Source organism: Metalysinibacillus jejuensis (assembly GCF_003057615.1).
Lineage (GTDB): Bacteria > Bacillota > Bacilli > Bacillales_A > Planococcaceae > Metalysinibacillus > Metalysinibacillus jejuensis.
In genome coordinates this window covers 42,023-59,132 of record NZ_QAFW01000002.1, presented here as the reverse complement: position 1 = coordinate 59,132, position 17,110 = coordinate 42,023, and the positions used below count along the sequence as shown (strand labels likewise).

The 17,110-nt window shown below is 38.0% G+C and carries 17 protein-coding genes; 7 read left to right on the top strand and 10 right to left on the bottom strand.

All coding sequences use genetic code 11. The features are described 5' to 3' along the window. Positions 1-262 precede the first annotated feature (262 nt). The 4 genes from DDE80_RS01570 to DDE80_RS01555 form a co-directional block, all read right to left on the bottom strand. Positions 263-1,309, bottom strand: coding sequence for a cytochrome c class I (locus DDE80_RS01570; protein ID WP_108305939.1), 1,047 nt, complete (start codon positions 1,307-1,309; stop codon positions 263-265). Next, complete coding sequence (locus DDE80_RS01565) at positions 1,306-2,649, bottom strand: c-type cytochrome (protein ID WP_108305938.1); 1,344 nt, start codon at positions 2,647-2,649, stop codon at positions 1,306-1,308. The genes DDE80_RS01570 and DDE80_RS01565 overlap by 4 nt, the downstream gene beginning before the upstream one ends. Positions 2,650-2,823: 174 nt before the next feature. Continuing rightward, on the bottom strand, positions 2,824-3,681 hold the full coding sequence (locus tag DDE80_RS01560) for a hypothetical protein (protein ID WP_108305937.1): 858 nt from the start codon (positions 3,679-3,681) through the stop codon (positions 2,824-2,826). After that, on the bottom strand, positions 3,662-4,180 hold the full coding sequence (locus DDE80_RS01555) for an RNA polymerase sigma factor (protein ID WP_161952248.1): 519 nt from the start codon (positions 4,178-4,180) through the stop codon (positions 3,662-3,664). Before DDE80_RS01555 ends, DDE80_RS01560 begins: the two co-directional genes overlap by 20 nt. A gap of 103 nt (positions 4,181-4,283) precedes the next feature. Between DDE80_RS01555 and DDE80_RS01550 the strand changes: the two genes are divergently transcribed. Next, a complete protein-coding gene (locus DDE80_RS01550) occupies positions 4,284-4,700 on the top strand; it encodes a universal stress protein (protein WP_108305935.1) in 417 nt (138 codons plus the stop codon). A 22-nt stretch (positions 4,701-4,722) separates the two neighbouring features. Here DDE80_RS01550 and DDE80_RS01545 read toward each other — a convergent pair whose 3' ends face one another. Then, complete coding sequence (locus DDE80_RS01545) at positions 4,723-5,916, bottom strand: MFS transporter (protein ID WP_235612251.1); 1,194 nt, start codon at positions 5,914-5,916, stop codon at positions 4,723-4,725. 155 nt (positions 5,917-6,071) lie between these two features. Between DDE80_RS01545 and DDE80_RS01540 the strand changes: the two genes are divergently transcribed. Beyond that, entirely contained in the window at positions 6,072-6,851 is a 780-nt protein-coding gene (locus DDE80_RS01540) for a LysR family transcriptional regulator (protein ID WP_108305934.1), read from the top strand. A 292-nt stretch (positions 6,852-7,143) separates the two neighbouring features. On the opposite strand, the gene DDE80_RS01535 is transcribed toward DDE80_RS01540, so the two are convergent. From DDE80_RS01535 to DDE80_RS01525, 3 genes are read right to left on the bottom strand one after another with little or no spacing between them, the layout of a single operon-like run. Then, positions 7,144-7,404: a ribosomal protein L7/L12 gene (locus DDE80_RS01535; protein ID WP_161952247.1), complete on the bottom strand. Its 261-nt coding sequence runs from the start codon at positions 7,402-7,404 to the stop codon at positions 7,144-7,146. A 14-nt stretch (positions 7,405-7,418) separates the two neighbouring features. After that, positions 7,419-8,360: a cation diffusion facilitator family transporter gene (locus DDE80_RS01530; RefSeq protein WP_108305932.1), complete on the bottom strand. Its 942-nt coding sequence runs from the start codon at positions 8,358-8,360 to the stop codon at positions 7,419-7,421. Positions 8,361-8,371: 11 nt separating this feature from the next. Further along, on the bottom strand, positions 8,372-9,280 hold the full coding sequence (locus tag DDE80_RS01525) for a LysR family transcriptional regulator (RefSeq protein ID WP_108305931.1): 909 nt from the start codon (positions 9,278-9,280) through the stop codon (positions 8,372-8,374). A 118-nt stretch (positions 9,281-9,398) separates the two neighbouring features. Here DDE80_RS01525 and DDE80_RS01520 point away from each other — a divergent pair, with 118 nt between their 5' ends. Continuing rightward, a complete protein-coding gene (locus DDE80_RS01520) occupies positions 9,399-10,589 on the top strand; it encodes a coenzyme F420-0:L-glutamate ligase (protein WP_108305930.1) in 1,191 nt (396 codons plus the stop codon). Between the two features lie 109 nt (positions 10,590-10,698). Continuing rightward, entirely contained in the window at positions 10,699-11,013 is a 315-nt protein-coding gene (locus DDE80_RS01515) for a YbjQ family protein (protein WP_108305929.1), read from the top strand. 102 nt (positions 11,014-11,115) lie between these two features. On the opposite strand, the gene DDE80_RS01510 is transcribed toward DDE80_RS01515, so the two are convergent. Continuing rightward, positions 11,116-13,092: a methyl-accepting chemotaxis protein gene (locus DDE80_RS01510; RefSeq protein ID WP_108305928.1), complete on the bottom strand. Its 1,977-nt coding sequence runs from the start codon at positions 13,090-13,092 to the stop codon at positions 11,116-11,118. 153 nt (positions 13,093-13,245) lie between these two features. Between DDE80_RS01510 and pgeF the strand changes: the two genes are divergently transcribed. From pgeF to DDE80_RS01495, 3 genes are all read left to right on the top strand, one after another. Further along, positions 13,246-13,998, top strand: a complete 753-nt coding sequence (gene pgeF, locus DDE80_RS01505) for a peptidoglycan editing factor PgeF (protein ID WP_108305927.1) — start codon at positions 13,246-13,248, stop codon at positions 13,996-13,998. A gap of 101 nt (positions 13,999-14,099) precedes the next feature. Next, positions 14,100-14,570, top strand: coding sequence for an S-ribosylhomocysteine lyase (locus tag DDE80_RS01500; RefSeq protein ID WP_108305926.1), 471 nt, complete (start codon positions 14,100-14,102; stop codon positions 14,568-14,570). Between the two features lie 91 nt (positions 14,571-14,661). Further along, positions 14,662-15,204 carry an ECF transporter S component gene (locus DDE80_RS01495; RefSeq protein ID WP_108305925.1) on the top strand — a complete coding sequence of 181 codons (543 nt, stop codon included), beginning with the start codon at positions 14,662-14,664 and terminating at the stop codon, positions 15,202-15,204. 87 nt (positions 15,205-15,291) lie between these two features. Here the strand turns inward: DDE80_RS01495 and DDE80_RS01490 are convergent, their stop codons facing one another. Then, positions 15,292-16,794 (bottom strand): malate:quinone oxidoreductase, encoded by a 1,503-nt coding sequence (locus DDE80_RS01490; RefSeq protein ID WP_345788841.1) that lies wholly within the window; start codon positions 16,792-16,794, stop codon positions 15,292-15,294. Positions 16,795-17,110: the final 316 nt, after the last annotated feature.

Here is a 17,110-nt window from a genome sequence, read left to right as displayed (position 1 = left end):
CATAGGCTATTGTACAGCAGTAATGTTTTTTCGTCTATACTGTTTTTAGGAAATTATTGTACTACTACACTTTACTTGTACAGCACAACTATTACCTAACACTTTCTTACTTATCTTAATTTTCACACAAAAGCTATAAAAAGCAAGTAAAATATTTTTAATGTATCATTTTTTCTGCTTTATGTATTTCCAATCCCTTTCTTTTTGCTTGATGAAAATAAAAACGCTAGCAAGAAATTTTCTCGCTAACGTTTTATCCACCCTATTTTTCGTTTCCTTTATCAATTACTGTGTAGTCTGTCGTACGTGGATTGTCATCTAAATAAGGTTGTAAATACGCCTCACGTAACTCATGACGCATCCATCCCATAACACCGATAATAAATACGAAAGTAATAAGCGATGCCATAAACGCTTTAGATGAGTCCTTCTGTCCTGCTGTAAATAAGCAAGCGCATAATATGATTGTTAAAATAATCGACAATACGAGCAAGCTCGTTAACAACAGATCTTCACCTAAATACAACATACGAATTTCTTTTTTGAATGAAAATAATAACAAGAAACCAGCAACTAATTGTACGACTGTTACCCAAAAGCCTACTTTTACTCCGAATACTTTAGCTGCTTGTTCAGCAGGAGTTAACGTAGCACCGCGACGTTTCTTATAGCCGAAGTAAATAAAGAAGTAGAAGCCACCTGTTGCTAAACTAGCTAGCATGAAATGTAAGTAACGCTGCCAAATTTGCGGGTAGTGGAATAAGCTATGGAAGAAACCATTCGCTGTTGCCCATTGTTCTGGATAAAGCATTGACACTACATTGACGATAAAAATTAATGGTACAAAAAATAAAATAGCCATTGCTAAAAAGCCTACAAATAAGTGTAATGCTTTTTTATTTTGCCATTTATCCCACGTAAATTTATAGAGATATAGCAATAGGAAAGCTACAATTAATAAAATTAATACGCTTAACCAAGCTTTACCTATTAAAATAGTCGAAGCATAAAAATACTGTGTATAAATTACACTTACCATCAGTAACGGCCCTACGCCTAGTACAACGGCAATACTTTTATGAATCGAAGCATGGAATGAAGCGATTTGTGCCATCTTATCCATAATTGGATTCTTCTTAATCATGCCGGCTGCCTCTAAACCGACAGCCCCTGCAGTTAATGAAATTGTAAAATTGACAAATACGATATGCAACATAAATGTTACGACGATTAGCACTTCTAATAAACCAATATTCGCTGGAATCGGCAATTGATTATCCGGTGCAATTAGTGTAGATAAAAACATCATTTTGCACTCACCTCTTGCGTGTTATTTGTACGCTGACCATTTAGCTCCGTACTAATATAAGCCGCAAGCGCAGCAAGCTCTTCATCTGTGCCCATAAATGGTGGCATCGCTACACGCACGTTGTGCATCGTAGGAATAAAGCCTTTCATTGCTTCTTCATCCCAACCATCCATACGTTTAGTAAGTGAGCGTTTAGAGCGCCATCCGTCTACAGTATGACAGGTAATACATTGGCCAATAAATACTTCTCGACCAGCCTCTACCATATTTTCAGCCGTTACCTCTTTCTCTTTTGCCCAAGTAGCATGGGTTAAGAAGCCTTCTTCATCATACTTTTCGCGGTCCTTAGCTAATAAACCATTAGCATACATGTAATCATAAATAATAAATGGTTTACGAATTGACTCACGTACGACTTCAAATTCACCAATGAATCCGATAGAAGCCCCCATTACTACAAGCGATAATAGCCATGGTACAGCTTTCGGTTTAACAACCACCCAAACTAAAAATAGCACTAAAATAGCAAATGCTACGCCATTTAATAGTTTAAAGACGTTTTCTGGCATACCTGTTGACCAAACAATCATATTGTACGCTTCTTCAGGAATTGCCCATAAATACCACAGACCGAAAATAAACGTTGCAGGCAAGGAAATTGCGCCCCATAATCCAAAAACGCTAAATACTTCGCCGCGTAATTCTGTATCTTTTACACGCCAACGAATAAAGAACGATAATAAAGCAATTGCTAACATTACTGCTAAGAACATACGGAAACCTAATGATGGTAAGTATGTTGGGTTCACAAAGGCATTCCAGAACGATAATGTTTCTGACCATAGCCCTGGTGTTAATTTAGCCGCTAATACACCCGTAATAATAGCCATCGTTAACCATGAGGCAAATGCTAATACCATACCGAGCTTAAGGTGACGTAATTTTGCTTTGCCATCCTTCCAAATATCCCATGTGTAATAGTAAATAATAAGTAGTACTACTTCCGTAATAAATACCGCCCACTCAGCAACCCATGCCCAGAAGAATATACGTAAAAGTGCACCAATTGAGTCTGGTTGGATTACCGTTGTTGAGAACCAAATCCCAACGCCTGTCATAGCGCCTACGGTTGTCGTTATAATAAGTACCCATTTAGCAATTTTCTTTGCTAACTGGTCAAGCTTGGCATTTTTTGTACGCACAGCACGGTATTCCATTGTTACCATTAAAGCGATAGTACCAATCGCAACACCATGGCTGATTACGACGTGTACGATAGCAATTAAGGCAATAACCGAGCCATTACCAAACCATGAATAATCCACCGATGGGAAATTCATATTCCTTTTCCTCCTTTTAATTATCATTTTTCTTACTCATCGTACTAAATGGAAGTGAAGGAACATTGAAAAGGCTGTGAAATCATCGTGTAATCATTAAAGTTCGAAGCTTTGACAAATAAAATTCACGTGAACTTCGTCTTTGTGAAATAAAAAAACCTATAAGCATAAGGCTTATAGGTAAAAAAACAATACGCTAATTATCATTAACCTAACAGCTATAGTAACAAGCTGTTGTAAATGGACAGAGTAATTGGCTTGATGCTTCATAAAATACTGTCTGCGGTAAATGATATCCCCGACTACGACTAGTAGTAGTACAGTAAACCCTAACCATTTAGGTGTATTCCACATTATCGTACTTGTAATAATAGCAATAACAAAATAAAGTACACCAACTTTCATACTCCTTAATCGGTAGTTTGGCTGACCATAGCGCTTACGTATCACAATAATGGCTAAGCCTTGCAAGAGTAATAAAAATAATGGTATCACCAGGACTACACTAGTGCCTCCTTCGTATAACTCATAAAAAAGATATTGGTCATTATACGTAATGGCTACAGCGCCATTTGTGTGCTGATTAATCGCAAAATACTGATCATCTGCTAGGGCAATTCGATAGTTATACTGACCTTGATTAGTGTGTGCCACAATATCATACATATAATGTAGTTGACTCGGTGCAACTTCTTCTGGTTTAGTAATGATGCGTTTAGCTAGTGCTACAACATCTGCATTAGCAGTTGTCTTAATACCATAATAAGTTAGCGGCGAACCCGCTTCGAAATATTTGTGCTGATTTGCTTTATAACTTACCTTATAAACACTTAAATTATCACTTGTGGATTGTTTTGGTGTCATTGGCAAAGCAATAATAAGTAATGCCAGCATAACTATAGCTGTCAGCGCAGGGATAGGCCACTTCTTTGCTGATTTAGTCGCAATTCGAGCTTCAATTGCTTTATAGCTCTCCTCTTTATGGCTACGCTTCACCTTAATAGTACGCAACTCATCTTGCCATTTCGTCATCCCACCCACGCTCCTTCATTATAGTCGTTAATGCTTGCAGTGCTCGTGCAGCTGTACTCTTAACCTTAGATTCACTAAAACCTAAAATTTGTGCGGTGTCCTTAACAGAAAGCTCTTCAATATAGCGCAGTACAAGTACATCACGATAAACGAGTTTAAGTTGTGAAATCGCTTGATACAACTTGCTATGTAACTCCTTCGTTAATAAGGAGCGTAGCGCTAAATCATCCATTTGAGGTTCGTGTTGCTTTGTAAATGTAACAAAAGCAATGAGCCTTTTACGTCGCAATTCATCATACGCGGCATTACGTGCAATACGATGCAACCAAGTTTTTACGCTTGCCTGCTGACGAAAGCGCGCTGCCTGCTTATATGCACGGTAAAAGGTTTCCTGTGTGATATCCTCGGCTAGCTCTACATCCCGCACAAGGAAAAATACATATTGATAAATGGTTGTACTATAAGCGTTATACCAATCTTCTAGCTCGCGTTTAGGCATTACATCCCCTCCCTTATTGATATAGACGAACGACCTCGCCTTCCGTCGCATATTCCTGTATTTTCTAATTTATTGTATACTTAACGTAATAAGGGGGATACTGATGTATAAACAAATTGTAGTAGCGATTGATGGCTCCGAAAATGCGATTCGAGCTGCTAAAGAAGCCGCAAAACTCGTGCATAACCAACCCGCTACCATTAACCTTGTCTATGTAGCTGAAACTGATGAAGAATTTGCGACAAAGTCCTATAGCGGCGGATCTGGTTTACAAGAAATTGAGCGTCGTCGTAAAATCGCCAATGTGGAAACCGTACTTAAACAACAAAATATTCATTGCCAGATCGTTATTTTACAGGGTGATCCTGTAACAGAAATTATTCGTTATGCAGATGAAAAAGAAGCAGATATGATTGTAGTCGGGCACCGTGGAATGAATGGCTTACGTGCGCTTGTACTTGGTAGCACAAGTAAAAAAATCGTTAAACACGCTACGCTTCCTGTACTGATCGTCAAATAAAAAATGACCTAGCCTGTAGCGACTAGGTCATTTTTTTATGGGGCTTACGCGTTATTAAAGTTAGCACACTATAAACAATTGGTAAGCTAGCTGCAAGTAATGTAATCCCTTGCCAGTGATAGCTTTCCCATATCGTACTAAAGGCAGAGCTACCAATCGCTACACCAATATAATAAGAAACAAGGTATAAACTTGAAGCGCTTCCCTTATGATGAGTAGCTTCCATTGTAACCGTTGATGCCATTAATGAATGAGCTACAAAAAAGCCTAAACAAATCACACACATCCCTACAATAATGCCTGTTGTGCTAGGTAGCATTGTAATAATTACCCCTATAACTAATGTGGCTACGCCCATAGTACGGACAATAGGCAACCCCATTTTAGACGCTAAAAACCCTGCTAAAGGCGCACCAACAATACCAAAACCATACGTTAAATAAATAAACGAAATACGATGCAAACTCCAGTTAAAAGGTGCGGCATTTAAATAGAACGGCAAGTAGGTCCAAACACTCGTAAACGTCATTTGCAACACCATACCAAAGCCAAAAATGATAACCAGTTTCGGATTTTTTAAATGCACTAAAAATCCTTTTACATCCTTTGCTACACTCACTTCACTTGGCATAAAATTGCGTGATTTTGGCAGGAAAATAAGCACAATAATAAAAATAACAATACCTGTAGCTGCCAAAACATACAGCGCAAAATCCCACGAGTGTTTTTCTGCTAACCCACCTGTTAACACACGCCCGAGCATTCCGCCAATACTATTAAAGGAAATATATAATGCTGTCGCTGTACTTCTAAATTTAGGGTGAATTTCTTCCCCTAAGTAGGCAAGCCCTACGGCAATTACACCCGCTAATGCAATGCCTTGTACGAAGCGCAGTACAACAACCCAGGCAAAGTCGGTAACAAACGGTAAAATCACAAAGGGCACAGCTACAACTAAAATCGCACTCTTTACAAACCATTCACGGCCGTAGCGATCTGAGGCAAAACCTATCGCTAAAAGACCAATAATTAACCCTACAGTCATGATTGACATTGTAGTACTTGCATACGAAATCGAAATACCAAATTGCTTAGTTAAAATCGGTAATAATGGCTGAAACGCATACATTACCGCAAAAATATAAGCGGACGCTAAACCTAAGCTAATCACCATCCCCCAAAACTTAGCGTCTCGCATTGTATAACCTTCGTGCACAGCGCATCCCCTCCTTGTGCTATATTTTAAGTATATAAGTATTTTGCAATAGCGTGAAATCGACAAAGTGAATGCACCATATCAGCATTTTCGATAGGAGAATACAATGGACATCGAAAAATATCGTTTACACTACTTAATTTTAGAGCAACTTAATTTTAGAGCAACAAAACTTAAGTCAAACTGCTCGTACTACTAACTATACCCAATCCACACTATCCGCACGTGTACAAAAAATGGAGCAGGAACTTGGTGCTGCAGTTTTTCAACGTACATCATTTGGTCTCCAAATTACAGAAGCGGGCATCCTTTATAAAAATTTTTTGCGCCAAACTTGTGAGCACTACGAGTTATTACAGCAACAATTATTAGTACAGCCCACACAAATCACCCTCGGCATGTCGCGCTCATCTATTCATTTATATGGCAGTGTGATAGCCAAAGCGCTTCAGCAACAAGGCAATAGCCCAAACTTTATCATTAAAACGAGTGGGATTATTAATGGACAGGTACGTCGTAACGAGTTGAGCTACGCTATTATTAGTGAACCTGTACAATTTTTTGAAGACGTACGCTATACTATTTTAGCTGATGAGTTTTTTGATATTGTGTCGCATCATGCAATTCAATTAAAACCAAATCAACCTGACTTCACCTTATTAGTATTAAGTAAAACCTGTGTCTACACCACAAAGGTTGTGCAGTGGTTAGAGAGTGAAAATATTAATTACCAACTCAAAGAAATTGACTCTGTTGGTACAATTAAAGACTTACTGCAGTTGCCACGCATGGCCGCTGTGTTAAACACTAAACTCATTGAGCCGCAAGACCAGCTCACCGAGCACCTCATACCAATTGATCGCACAACAAAAACCTATTTTATTTGTCATAATAGTGTGCCTAGCCTACTATTACCGTCACTCAAAAAAAATTAACACAAATTCTTCCTGTAACTATGCCTCATAGTGCCGTGGCAATTAATTATTCTATTAATGAAGACAAACAAATTATTTTTACACAGAAAAAAACAACTAGCTCGAAAAGCCCGTACGTATTATGTCTAGCGTACTAGAAGGCTCTGACGACACAAATATTTTTGCAGCCCCTGGTTTAATTAAGTACCAAATCCTTCCGAATTATGACTGGGAAAATGAATTTACGATTTATGTACGAATCCATGGTTAAATAGTAAAAGCAGGAAATGCACGTTCGCATTTCCTGCTTTTTTTACTGTATAGATGCTTTTACTTCATCCACATATAGTTTTGCCTCAAGCAAACCTGCACCCGTTTGTTCACGTACCATTTTAACAATTTTCACTTCATTTGTTCCTGCTGCGAATGCTTGTTTTACTAACTCTTCCACATGTGGATAAGCTGTGGCAATATCAATTCGTGGCTTGGGCTCTTTATGACGTGTAAGCAATAAAAAAATTAACATCGCAATAATAAAGAGCGCTAAAATAACAGTTACTGTACTTAAGTCCATACACATCCCCCTTTTTAGTGGTGGTGATGATGATTCATCTGTTGCCCTTCTATTGCACAGGTTACTGCATTAGTATGTGTATGCGCTATTGTTTCTACCTGTATGGTACTATGCTGAATGTTATGGTCAGCTAACTTGTGTTCAAGTTTGTGCAATAGGGCCTGACTTTCTACTATTGTCATAGTTGATGCTACAACAATATGACAGGATAGCGCATTTAGACCGCTAGTAATGGTCCATAAATGTAAGTCATGTATACCTTCTACCCCATCCGTTTCGGTGATAACCTGTAAAATTTTATCAGTATCTACGTTTGTAGGTGTACCCTCCATCAATACATGGACGGATGCTTTTGTCACATAATAACCACTACGTAATACCAAGACAGCTACAATAATACTCGCTAATGGGTCAGCAAAACCCCAGCCAAAAAACATGATACAAAGTGCGGCAATAATCGCACCTACTGAGCCGAGCATATCACTAATTACATGCAAGAACGCTCCCCTCATATTGAGGTTTTCCTTTGTATCTGCACCGCGCATCATAATAAATGCTACTAAAATATTAACGAGTAACCCAATACTACTAATGATTAGCATACCTGTTGTGGCTACGGCTGGTGGGTTAGCAAAGCGTTGCACAGCTTCAGAAAAAATAAATAATGCAACAATAATTAATGTTACACCGTTCACTACAGCTGCAATAATTTTGAAGCGCTTATAGCCATACGTTTTTGTTGCGGTTGCTGCACGCTCGCTTAGATTAAAAGCAATAAGCGCAATAGCTAAAGAAATCGCATCCGACAACATATGACCTGCATCTGACAACAACGCTAAACTATTAGTCCATAGTCCCCCAAATACTTCCACAAGCATATACAATGTAATAATAGTAAACGAAATAACTAATACTTTTTTATTCGCGCCATGTGTATGGTCATGTTGCTCTCCCATCCTATACCTCCTCAAGATTGTAAAAAATAATCCACTTGCTTATTCACAATGATTTCCACAAACTTCATTGAAGCTGGGGATAACTGTACGCTCTTCAAATAACAAATTCCAATTTCTCTTGCAGGAATTTGTTCTATCAATTGTACTTCTCTTAAAATACCACTCGCTAAATAATCCTCTGAAAACTCACGTGTTACACAAGCAATGCCTAAATTAATCTTAGCAAAGTCTAACAATAATTCATGTGAACCCAGTTCAAATTCAGGTGCTACTTCAATGCCGTGAGAAGCCATAAACTGATCAATATACCTGCGAGAGTTAGAGCTTTGTTCTAAAAAAATAAGCGGCCACTTTACTAATTCTTTCAATGTTACCGGACTAGCGAACATCTTATTATATTTTTCACCATAAACAAACGTATCTTGTACAATCTCACAAGGAATTAATGTTAATTTAGTATCCTCAATAGGAAAATTACATACTGCTACATCAATTTCTCCTGATTTTAAAATGCGACATAACTCCGATGTTGTACCATTAACGAGTTTAAATTTAATGTCGGGATAAAGCGTATGAAAGGTTTCGAGATAGGGCAGCAAAAAATGACGAGATATCGTATCCCCTACGCCAATAGCAATCTTACCTGCTGTTAATGTTTTAAACTCTTGCATTTTCTTTTCGCCAGAGTCAATTAAATTCAAGGCTGATTGTACATAATCAAATAATAGTTTGCCTTCTTGCGTTAGTGTCACACCTTTTGGGGTGCGATTAAAGAGGCGCATGTCTAGTTCTTCTTCTAATTGTAAAATGGATTGGCTCACAGCGGGCTGTGTTAAATACAGGCCTCGCGCGGCTTTTGAGAAACTTTCACTTTGTGCAACTTGACTAAAAACACGATATAAATCTAGTTTACTTACCATATAAGCACTCCTTATACCCTATATCTAATATATTCATTTTACTTATAGCACTTGAGCGTGTATATTACAATAGTAATGAAATTTATTTACGTGTAAACGTAAAAAGGAGCGATTTTTAGTGGAACGAACAGTTGGTACAGTAACAAGAGGTCTTCGTTGCCCTATTATTAATGAAGGCGACAATATTGAACAAATTGTTGTCGATAGCGTATTAAAAGCTTCACAAGCTGAAGGCTTCACTATTCAAGATAAAGATATCGTAGCAATTACAGAATCAATCGTAGCACGTGCACAAGGTAACTATGCATCTATCGATCAAATTGCAACAGACATAAAAAATAAATTTGGTGACGATACAGTAGGTATCACTTTCCCTATCTTAAGTCGTAACCGCTTCGCAAACTGCTTACGTGGTATTGCACGTGGCGCTAAAAAAGTCGTTATTATGCTTAGCTACCCTTCAGATGAAGTTGGTAACCACTTAATCTCTTTAGATATGTTAGACGAAAAAGGTGTTAACCCTTGGACAGATACATTAACTGAAGAACAATTCCGTGAATTATTTGGCTTTAACAAGCACAGTTTCACCGGTATTGACTACATTGATTACTACAAAGAGTTAGTAACAGCTGAAGGCGCTGAATGTGAGATTGTGTTCTCACAAAAACCAAAAACAATTTTAGCTTATACAAAGAGCGTATTAACTTGTGATATCCACACACGTTTCCGTACAAAACGTATTTTAGAACAAAATGGTGCAGAAAAAGTATTCACATTAGATGATATTTTAGCGGAATCAATTGACGGCAGTGGCTATAATGAACAATACGGCTTACTAGGCTCAAACAAATCTACAGAGCACGGCGTTAAATTATTCCCACGTAACTGCCAACCTGTCGTTGATAACATCCAAGCAATGTTAAAAGAAAAAACAGGTCAAGACGTTGAAGTTATGATTTATGGTGACGGCGCGTTTAAAGATCCAGTGGGAAAAATTTGGGAGCTTGCTGACCCTGTTGTATCTCCAGCTTACACAGACGGCTTAGATGGCACACCAAACGAAGTAAAATTAAAATATTTAGCTGATAACAACTTTGCTAACCTACGCGGTGCAGACTTAGAAGCAGCGATTAAAAAACACATCAATGAAAAAGACGAAGACCTTACAGGTGCGATGGAAGCACAAGGTACTACACCTCGTAAACTAACTGACTTAATCGGCTCTCTTGCTGACTTAACTTCAGGTAGTGGCGACAAAGGTACACCAATCGTATTCATCCAAGGCTACTTCGATAACTTTACAAAATAATAACTAAGCTATCCCTAGGTATGTAGATTGCTCTCATACTTAGGGATTTTTTAAAATTATGAGAACCTTTTAGAAAGGTATACGTATAGTATACAAAGGAGTGATGACTTTGTTAGTAACAACTACACCCCAAATCGAGGGGCACGAAATTGTAACGTACCACGGTATTGTAAGTGGTGAAGCTATTATGGGCGCCAATGTGGTACGTGATATTTTTGCATCTGTTACCGATATTATTGGTGGTCGCAGTGCTGCATACGAAGATAAATTAGCAGAAGGTCGCGAGATTGCGTTAAAAGAAATGGAAGAACGTGCTAAAGCTTTAGGCGCTAACGCTATCGTCGGCGTAGATTTAGACTTCGAAACATTGCGTGAAGGTATGATGATGTGCGTAGCTGCTGGGACAGCTGTAACAATTCGTTAATGCAATTAAAAATGTGAGACGACTCTAAAGTCGCCTCACATTTTTTCTTTTCACTATAAGTTAACAACTGAGAAATTCACTATTACTCGTAAAGCACTCTTTTTATTTCACTTGAAATTTAGTAATCTCATGTTGTAGTTCCTCAACGCTTGACTCTAACGTCTCGGCAGTAGCTGTAATCTCCTCCATAGCACCTAGTTGCTCCTCTGTTGCTTCAGCGATAGTTTCCATCTCACTAACAGATGCATCTGAAATACGCGCTACTTCTTCCATATCATCAACGACACTATCACTGCTTGCTGCAATTTTTTGCGAGTTAGCTAAGACCGCATCAAGTTGTTGATTAATCGCTTCGATAAACTGTTTAACTTCCATAAAATTATGTTCAGTTTGCATAAACATATCGAGCCCTTTTGCTACTTCGCCACTTGTACGTTGCATAGAAGCTACTGAACGTGTCGATTCACGCTGAATGGCATTTACAATATCTTGTACTTCGATTGTAGACTGATTCGTTTGCTCGGCTAATTTACGTACCTCGTCAGCTACTACCGCAAAGCCTTTACCATGCTCGCCTGCACGTGCCGCTTCGATCGCTGCATTTAGCGCAAGTAAATTGGTTTGTTCAGATATTGAAGTAATTACATTCACAATTTCATTAATTTGAGTAGCATAATCATTTACAGTGCTAATATCGCTTGATAGCTCTGTAATAATACCGTCAATTTTGCGCATTTGTTGTTCAGTAGACAGAACGATATTATGCCCGACATCCGCTGTATTTTCAGCTGTTGTCGCATCATTCGTTACTTTGTTGGTATGCTCATAAATTAATTGAATATCCTCTGATACACTTTGCATAGCAGCCACACTTTTTTGAATGCGTGCTGCTTGTTCATCCATACCTTCTTGAATACGTGCCATTGAGCTCGCAATACGTTCAACTGCTTTTGTGCTATCTTCTGTTGTCGCTGTTAGCTCCTCAGAAGCTGCTAAAATAGATGATGACTTACCTTGGATATGACCAATAATAGAGGCTAACATATCACTCATACTGTTGAAAGCACGACTTAAAATACCAATTTCATCGCGTGTACGCACTTCTAACTCATGGCGTAAATCACCCTCACTCATCACTTCAGCAACATCAGTCATATTGCGCAGCGGCTTAACAATAGAACGGATAATATAGTAGACATACACACCCAGTACTACTAATGACAGTACAAGAATTAACAAAATCACTTTTAAAATAGGTGCTACAGCTTCATTTACTTCTTTGGTAAACATCATACCGCCTACATGCCACTTCGTTAACTCATTAACATGAGCAAATACTTCGGTATTTTGCTTATCCAGTTGGTACATAAATGTTTCATCATTTAATGTTGTTAACTGCTTAGCCCACTCTTCCTCAGTTACATCTTGCCCTGTTGCTAATGTCGGGTGGGCAACGACTGCTCCTCCATCCGAAAGTACGACAGGGTAACCCTCTTTACCAATAGTAATAGTCGTTACTACCTCATGTAATGCTTCTAAGTTTAAATTAGTTGCAAATACACCTTGATTATTAGCGAGTTTTTTAGAAATCGTTACTACCCAATCACCTGTAGATGCTGTCTCATGGGGCTCAGAAATAATAACTTCATCTGGGCTAGCCATTGCAGCCTTATACCAATCACGTGTACGAGGATCAAAATCTTTGTTGGTCATTAAGCCTAAATCAGGATGCTGAAGCATTGCTCCTTCAGTTGTACCGATAAATGAAGAAACAATACCATCACTCGTTTCAAAATATTGTTCGAGACGCTCTAAAATCACTTGCTTCTCTTCTTTTTTTACATCCAATGTTTTGGCAAAGTATGCCGCATCATGCACAATCGGTGCGACATATTGATCGATAACATCGTCAATTGTTAAAACACTCTGCTTTGCACTATTATGTATTTGAGAACTAATCTCTTTTTTTGCAGCAAAGAATGAATTGCTCGCAATAAGTAACGTAGGTACGAGTAAAGCTAGTAAAAATGCTACACTTAACTTTACATTAATAGAGGTCTTCCTCTGGCTGTTTTTCATCGCTTTGTGTTTAGTTACTTTATACTAAAACACCTGTCACCCCTTTTTTCGTTTTTTGAGTCTTAATACTTATAGTATAACGTAATTTTACTTTTTTCTGCATCCATTTTTTTATAATTCATGGCGCAATTTCAAACTTTAAGGAGGAATATTATGAAATGGTATAAAAACAGTGCTAACTTACGCGCTGGCTTCACCGAAAAAGATATTGACCAATTAGAAAACAATAATACAGCTTTACATGTAGCTAAAAATGCTAAGGATGTTTTAAATAATAGGCAAACTTTAGCCGATGAGTTAACTATCCCATTAGCGCACTTTGTATGCGCCAATCAAACGCATAGCGCAAACGTCGTGAAAGTTACGAGCGCACTAAAAGGCCGTGGTGCTTTTTCTGCTGAAGATGCTATCGCTGATACCGATGCACTCTACACGCGTGAAAAAAATATTGTATTATGTACCTTTACCGCAGACTGTGTACCTATTGTTTTTTATGACCCTACTCTATCTTTAATCGGCGTCATTCACTCAGGGTGGCAAGGTACTGTTAAAGAAATTGCCCGCCATACGTTTCAAACTATCATTAAAGATGAAGGGTGCAATCCACAAAATTTACACATCCATATCGGCGCAGCCCTTAGTCAAGAAAAATTTGAAGTCGATGAAGACGTTTATCATAAGTTTAAAACACTAGGATACGCGGATGAATGGATGTATTTTAATCCAGCTACAAAAAAATATCATATTGATAACCAACAAGTTGTCAAAAAACAATGTGAGTTAACCGGCATCCCTAGCGAAAATATTAGCGTAGATGCTACATGTACGTTTAAAAGTGACTCGGGCTTTTCTTATAGAGAAGACCGCACTTGTGGACGCCACTTACATTTCATCGTGCAGCATTAATCCTTCGCAACCTAATTTTCAAATAATTAGGTTGCTTTTATTTTTTAAGTGTATTATGATAATCCATACTAATTCAATATGTTTTATGGAGGTTTTATAAAATGGCAAAAGATAAAACAAATGTAGAAAGTTTTGACTTGGATCATACGAAGGTAGTTGCTCCTTATGTGCGCCTAGCGGATATTAAACGTGGCGCTAACGGTGACGAAGTATATAAATATGATATTCGCTTTAAGCAACCTAATAAAGAACATATGGAGATGCCAGCATTACATTCATTAGAGCATTTAACAGCTGACCGTATTCGTAACCATACGGATAAAGTTATCGATCTTTCACCGATGGGTTGCCAAACTGGCTTTTATTTATCGTTAATTAATCATAATGATTATGATGACGTGTTACGTATTTTGGCTGCTACGTTTGAAGAAGTAACGAAAGCAACTTCGGTACCGGCCTGCAACGAAGTGCAATGTGGATGGGCAGCTAGTCATAACTTAGAAGGTGCTATCTCCCTCGCTCAATCATTTTTAGCAAAACAAGAGGAATGGCCAATCGTATTTGCCCAATAACTAACTGACCCCTTCATTTTAGCTAACTTTGACACTTTTAAACAGTTCAATTGTTTGGTATTGTTAGCAAAAACATAAAGGCGGAAAAAAGATGAACTCTACTACATTTAATAAAACACAAGGAAACAGTAGTGTACTCGACATTACAATTACTGCTATGTTAATTGCAATGGTGTTTGTTGCTACACTGATGCTCAATATTAAATTACCTATCGCGGCTAACGGTGGATTAATTCACCTCGGAACCGCTTTACTATTTATTGCATCTATTTTATTTGGTCCTAAAAAAGGAGCGATTGCAGGCGCTGTCGGCATGGGACTATTTGATTTAGTGTCTGGCTGGACACTTTGGGCACCTTTCACTTTCGTTACGCGTGGCTTACAAGGTTATATTGTAGGTAAAATCGCTTGGTCTAATGGACGTAAAGGTAAAAGCTTTGGCTATAACTTACTCGCAACAATTGTTTCAATACCACCGATGCTTGCAGGTTACTATATTTGCGAACGTGTATTATTTGATAGCTGGATTTTACCTCTTGCTTCTATTCCAGGCGACATCGTACAAAACGTTGTCGGCCTCGTCATTGCAATTCCTGTATGTGTTGTCTTAAAAAACACACCACTTTTTAAATAACACTAAGCTGAAAGCAATTGCTTTCGGCTTTTTTGTTACAAAAAAAGCGCAACCTAACAGTAGTCAGATTGCGCTAGCTCTAATATATTAGTTTTCTAAACCTAGTGATTTTGCTGTTGATGCATGGATTTCTTTGAATAATTCGCGGTTATCCATTAACTTTTGACCATAAGATGGTACCATCTCTTTAATTTTTGGTTGCCATGCTTCGTATTGTGCTGGGAAGCATGTTTCAACGATATCAAGCATTACTTTAACAGCTGTAGAAGCACCTGGAGATGCACCTAGTAGAGCGGCTACAGAGCCATCTTGAGATGTAACAACTTCAGTACCAAATTGCAATGTACCTTTTCCGCCTTTTTCTGTATCTTTAATAACTTGTACACGTTGACCAGCTACTACAACATCCCAATCTTCAGCTTTAGCTGTTGGAATGAAATCACGTAATTCTTCAATACGTTGATCTTTAGATAACATTAATTGTTGGATTAAATACTTCGTTAAAGACATTTCTTTAGCGCCTGCTGCTAACATCGTAAATACGTTGTTCGGTTTAACAGAGCTAATTAAATCCATATTAGAACCCGTTTTTAAGAACTTCGGTGAGAAACCAGCGAATGGTCCGAATAATAATGATTTTTTACCATCAATATAACGTGTATCTAAGTGTGGCACCGACATTGGTGGCGCACCTACTGCTGCTTTACCATACACTTTTGCATGGTGTTTTTCTACTACTTCTTGATTATTACAAACTAAGAATAAACCACTTACAGGGAAGCCACCGATATGTTTTGATTCAGGGATACCTGTTTTTTGTAGTAAGTGTAAGCTACCGCCACCAGCACCTAGGAATGTAAAATCAGCGGTATGGTAAGCTAATTTGCCATCTGCTTGTACTTTAACTTCCCAACGGCCATCATTTGTACGCTTAACGTCTTTTACTGTGTGGTTGTAATGTACTTCTACACCTTGTTTTTCTAAGTTATCAAATAACATGCGTGTTAATGCACCAAAGTTAACATCTGTACCGATGTCAATTTTAGTTGCTGCGATTGGTTCAGGTGATGTACGACCTTCCATAATAACAGGAATCCACTCTTTTAATGTTTCTTCATCTTCAGAGAACTCCATACCTTCAAATAATGGATTGTCGATTAATGCTGCAAAACGCTTTTTAAGAAACTCTACGTTGTCGGCGCCTTGTACCATACTCATGTGTGGAATAGGCATAATGAAATCTTGTGGGTTTTGTAATAAACCGTTTTCAATTAAGTATGACCAAAATTGACGTGATAATTGGAACTGTTCGTTAACATTAATTGCTTTAGTAATGTCGATTGAACCATCAGCTTTTTCTGTTGTGTAGTTCAGTTCACATAATGCTGCGTGACCTGTACCAGCGTTATTCCACTCATTTGAGCTCTCTTCGCCTGCTTTATCAAGCTTTTCAAACACTTTAATAGTAATCGTCGGGTCTAACTCTTTTAAGATTGTTCCAAGAGTTGCGCTCATGATGCCGGCACCAATTAAGATAACGTCTTTTTTCATTTTACTGTTACTCATTTTTACCATCCTTATTTGTAAGATTTTCAGAAAGAATGTGAGCGCCTACTTCTTAGTCAATCACCGCTTACTAAGCCGCAATGTACGCACATTTTTCCTTATCAATTTGTAAGTCACTAAACGCTTAATATTGTACCATAATTACTTGCGTATTAAAATATCTACTATTATATTGTAAAGCTTTGTAAAAAAAATTTACGCTACTTTTTTTCTAGAAATTTCGCTAATTCTATTATTTTCGTAGGATTAGCTATCTCTATTTTACTATTAAGTACAAATTTTTGCGTAAATTACGCCCACAACTTCACAAGTAAGGCGATTTTAGGAATGAACGAGCATT